Annotated in this window: 4 protein-coding genes and 1 pseudogene; 2 read left to right on the top strand and 3 right to left on the bottom strand. The window is 51.9% G+C overall.

The features are described from left to right. Positions 1-194: protein MIGRI (locus ACTHUT_RS16540; protein WP_300482774.1), on the bottom strand; the 194-nt coding region annotated here is incomplete at its 3' end. 116 nt (positions 195-310) lie between these two features. Between ACTHUT_RS16540 and metX the strand changes: the two genes are divergently transcribed. Next, positions 311-1,450, top strand: a complete 1,140-nt coding sequence (gene metX, locus ACTHUT_RS16535; protein ID WP_250600769.1) for a homoserine O-succinyltransferase MetX — start codon at positions 311-313, stop codon at positions 1,448-1,450. Next, the gene (metW, locus tag ACTHUT_RS16530) at positions 1,447-2,028 is read left to right on the top strand and encodes a methionine biosynthesis protein MetW (RefSeq protein ID WP_250600767.1); all 582 of its coding nucleotides are present in this window, start codon (positions 1,447-1,449) and stop codon (positions 2,026-2,028) included. Before metX ends, metW begins: the two co-directional genes overlap by 4 nt. A gap of 94 nt (positions 2,029-2,122) precedes the next feature. On the opposite strand, the gene ACTHUT_RS16525 is transcribed toward metW, so the two are convergent. Both ACTHUT_RS16525 and ACTHUT_RS16520 read right to left on the bottom strand, forming a co-directional pair. Beyond that, the gene (locus ACTHUT_RS16525) at positions 2,123-2,587 is read right to left on the bottom strand and encodes a low molecular weight protein-tyrosine-phosphatase (RefSeq protein WP_250600765.1); all 465 of its coding nucleotides are present in this window, start codon (positions 2,585-2,587) and stop codon (positions 2,123-2,125) included. Positions 2,588-2,673: 86 nt separating this feature from the next. Beyond that, positions 2,674-3,175 (bottom strand): annotated as a pseudogene (locus tag ACTHUT_RS16520) (conjugal transfer protein); the annotation flags it as partial.

Here is a 3,175-nt window from a genome sequence, read left to right as displayed (position 1 = left end):
GAATTGGGAATATGCTTGAAAAACAGCATCATCAGATACCAAAACAGCGTAGCGGCCGCCGCACCCAGCAATACCCACGCACTGATTTTGGCGATTTCCCGAATGGTGCGCTTTTGTTTGCGGCTGAACAAACGGTTCACAATCAATGCCGCTATGGCGCAAAAGAAAAAAAATCGCAAAAGCCTGCCAATCATTCCACATTCTCCCAAAAATATTGCCTTTAATCAGGGCAGGCCGTCTGAAGCCTCATGCACAAAACAAAAACGAAACGTTATAATACCCCTTTTGCCGCTTCACTTGGAAATTACAAATGACAACAAATGCCTCAGTGGGCATTGTAACGCCCCAGAAAATCCCGTTTGACACACCGCTTGCTCTGGAAAACGGCAAAACCTTACCTCGTTTCGATCTGATGATTGAAACCTACGGCACACTCAATGCCGACAAAAGCAATGCCGTCCTTATCTGCCACGCCCTGTCAGGCAATCATCACGTTGCCGGCAAGCACAGTGCGGAGGATAAATACGCCGGCTGGTGGGACAATATGGTCGGCCCCGGCAAACCCATCGATACCGAACGCTTTTTCGTTGTCGGTTTGAACAACTTGGGCGGTTGCGACGGCAGCACCGGCCCTTTGTCTGAAAATCCTGAAACCGGCCACGAATACGGCGCGGATTTTCCGGTCGTAACCGTCAAAGACTGGGTGAAGTCCCAATCCATGCTTGCCGATTATCTCGGCATTCAAAAGTGGGCGGCCATTGTCGGCGGCAGCTTGGGCGGTATGCAGGCATTGCAATGGACGATTTCTTTGCCTGAACGCGTTGCACACGCGCTCGTCATCGCTTCTGCACCTAAACTTTCCACTCAAAACATCGCGTTTAACGATGTTGCCCGTCAGGCTATTTTGACCGATCCTGATTTCCATGAAGGCAATTACCGCAGCCATCATACCGTTCCTTCACGCGGTTTGCGTATTGCGCGCATGATGGGGCACATCACCTATCTTGCCGAAGACGGCTTGGGTCAAAAATTCGGCCGCGATTTAAAATCAGAAGGTTATCAGTATGGTTACGGTGTTGAATTTGAAGTGGAATCTTATCTTCGCTATCAAGGCGACAAGTTTGTCGGCCGTTTCGATGCCAATACTTATCTGCTGATGACCAAGGCACTCGACTACTTCGACCCGGCCGCCGATTACGGCCACAACCTCACGCGCGCCGTGGAGAATGTGCAGGCCAAGTTTTTTGTTGCCAGTTTCAGCACCGACTGGCGCTTCTCGCCGCAACGTTCGCATGAATTGGTCAAGGCATTAATCGCCGCGCAAAAATCCGTGCAATACATTGAAGTCAAATCCAATCACGGCCACGATGCCTTCTTGATGGAAGATGAAGCCTATATCCGCGCGGTTGCCGCTTATATGAACAACGTTTACAAGGACTGCCAAAAATGAATCTGCGTGACGATTTGCAACTCATTTACGATTGGATACCCGAAGGCAGCCGCGTACTCGATTTAGGCTGCGGCGACGGCGAACTGTTGGCCGCGTTGGTGGAACATAAAAATTGCACCGGCTACGGCGTTGAAATCGATACCGACAGCGTGATTGCAGCTATGACTCGCGGTGTGAACGTCATTCAGGCCGACTTGGAAGAGGGCTTGGCGGCGTTTGGCGATCAAAGCTTTGATGTGATTGTCTTGAGCCAAACCATTCAGGCGATGCAGAACACGGAAAAAATCCTGCGTTGCCTGATGCGCGTGGCCAAGCAGGCCATCGTCAGCTTCCCTAATTTCGGCTACTGGCGCAACCGCTTTCAAATCGCCATCGGCGGCCATATGCCGGTTTCCGAGCGGATGCCGTATCACTGGTATGACACGCCTAATATCCATTGGTGTACCCTCAAAGACTTCGATTTATTGTGCGCCAAAAACAAAATCCGCGTGCTTGAGCGTGCGGTCATGACGGGCAATAAACAGATTAAACATCTGCCGAATTTATTGGGCAGTCTGGCGTTTTATCGCGTAGGTTGATTGCGGTCATAGATAAAGGCCGTCTGAACAGGTAATCACGAAAGCATGGCTTTTGCGGATAGCTGTTCAGACGGCCTTTTTTGTTAAAGCCGGTTTAAGCCTGTTTCAATTTTTCCAATAAGGCCAAACTGCCGGCATCGACCAGACGGTAGGTTTCGTCAAAGTCGCCTGTGTACCACGGATCGGGAATGTGGTTGTAACCTGAATCGGGGATAAGGTCGGTCAGTTTGAAGATTTTGCCGGGGTGGAAACCGAGCTGTTTTTCGGTTTCTCTGAGGTTGTTGTCGTCCATCACGATGATGTAGTCGAAATGCTCGGCATCGCTGGGTTTGATTTTGCTGCTGGTAAAGCCTGACGGGTCGATGCCGTGTTGCTTGAGTGCGCGGCGTGTGCCTTCGTGCATGTCTTCTCCGTCATGCCAACCTGATGTGCCTGTGCTGGCTGTAATGACGGCATTGCCCATGCCTGCTTCGCGGGCGCGGTGGCGCAGGACGTATTCGGCCATGGGGGAGCGGCAGATGTTGCCGAGGCAGACGAAAAGGATTTTGTGGGTTTTCATATGCGTGAAAATGAGCGGTAAGGTTTGAAAATCAATGCAACACGCTAAACCGTTTTCAGACGGCCTTGGCGTGTTGCATTTTCAACTTAGTTTACATGGCTGAAGAAAGGATTGTGGCCTTCCAGTTTCAACGCTTGGGCATAAGTAGGGATGTTCTCGTTTTCGCCCAGTGGGTTGTGCAGCAGGTAGAGGTGCTCGATTCGGCATTCGGCCATCAGGTCGAGGAAGTTTTGCTGAACGATGGCGATATTGTCGGTTGAGGCCAGCTCCCATGTGAAGGTCTGCGGAACGATTTCAAACGCGCTGTCTGTCGCGTTGAAGCTGAACTGGAGTTTACCATCCGCTTTCGCTGCGGCGACAACGCCGACGCGCGGGCTTTGCATACGGATGGCGCGGATGGCGTTGGTGGCAAAAACGTCCATGGCCATGCGTTGGCGGGTGTGGCTGCCGTCGGTAAGCGCGTCAAGCGGCGTATTGGGCGAGAGTGGGTTGGTAAAGAGGGTAACGCCGTCGAGGGCTAGATGCTCTTGCCAAACCTGCATCAATGGCAGGCCTGCCTGTTGCAGGTTGAGACCCAAGGCCGTCTGA

Source organism: Neisseria sp. P0022.S010 (assembly GCF_051956635.1).
The sequence above is the reverse complement of the archived record's forward strand: the minus strand, read 5'-3'. Positions and strand labels throughout refer to the sequence as shown.

Bases quoted from the DNA above. Each gene is read 5' to 3' on its own strand.
- metX (WP_250600769.1), top strand. From the start codon at position 311: ATGACAACAAATGCCTCAGTGGGCATTGTAACGCCCCAGAAAATCCCG.
- metW (WP_250600767.1), top strand. From the start codon at position 1,447: ATGAATCTGCGTGACGATTTGCAACTCATTTACGATTGGATACCCGAA.
- ACTHUT_RS16525 (WP_250600765.1), bottom strand. From the start codon at position 2,587: ATGAAAACCCACAAAATCCTTTTCGTCTGCCTCGGCAACATCTGCCGC.